Annotated in this window: 1 protein-coding gene; it reads right to left on the bottom strand. The window is 69.7% G+C overall.

What is annotated here, in order from left to right; translation table 11 throughout:
- Positions 1-40 precede the first annotated feature (40 nt).
- The gene (locus ABB33_RS00250; RefSeq protein ID WP_082594913.1) at positions 41-661 is read right to left on the bottom strand and encodes a hypothetical protein; all 621 of its coding nucleotides are present in this window, start codon (positions 659-661) and stop codon (positions 41-43) included.
- Positions 662-745: the final 84 nt, after the last annotated feature.

The raw sequence follows: 745 nt of genomic DNA, 5'->3' as shown, positions 1-745 counted from the left end.
CCGCCGTGGCTTCGTGCACTGTGCTGGGTACGGCCTGGACCTAGTGGACCGAGGTGGTGGGCACAGTCGCGGCGCGCTGCTGCGCCGGCCACAACAGGTAGAGAAAGGCGCTGCTGCTACCCAGCAAGCGCGCCTGGCCGGGCTGCGGCGGCGCATCGCCCAGCATTTGCACGCGCGCCGGCGTGCCGCGGCGCTTCTCGCGCACCAGTTCGCCCTTGGTCTGCATGTACACCGCCGAGCCCAACAGCATGAACAACGCCACCACCAGGCTCACCCCGGTGATGGGGTGGATGCCAATGCCGTCCCAGGTCATGATCCGCGCCTTCGGAAACGCCATGCGCGCCCACCAGCGTCGCCGGCGCAGGTCGGCCACGTAGTCCGGGTAACGGCGGCGCAGCGCCTCCGGCCAGCTCACCAGTACCGCCAGCAGCACGCCGATGGCGAAGATCAGCACACTGCCCGGGTCGCGCAGGCCCGCCACCAGGTAATCGCTGGCCTGCAGGTAATCGGCAATGCTGATGCCGAAGCCGTGGTAGAACCACGCGCTCGACCACAGCCCCAGGAAACCCACCAGCACGTACGCCGCTGAAAACATCAGCGCCGGCTCGCGGCACCCGCGCCGCCACAGGTTCAGCACCCACGATTCATCGCCCGTGCCCACGTCGGGACTCGGCGACCCTTTCATAGGCTTGGCGGGCGCCGCGCCCGCCGGCCCCGCCTGTTTGTCGTCCTGCCCTGGGTGCGG

The organism is Stenotrophomonas acidaminiphila, assembly GCF_001431595.1.
GTDB lineage: Bacteria > Pseudomonadota > Gammaproteobacteria > Xanthomonadales > Xanthomonadaceae > Stenotrophomonas > Stenotrophomonas acidaminiphila.
The sequence above is the reverse complement of the archived record's forward strand: the minus strand, read 5'-3'. Positions and strand labels throughout refer to the sequence as shown.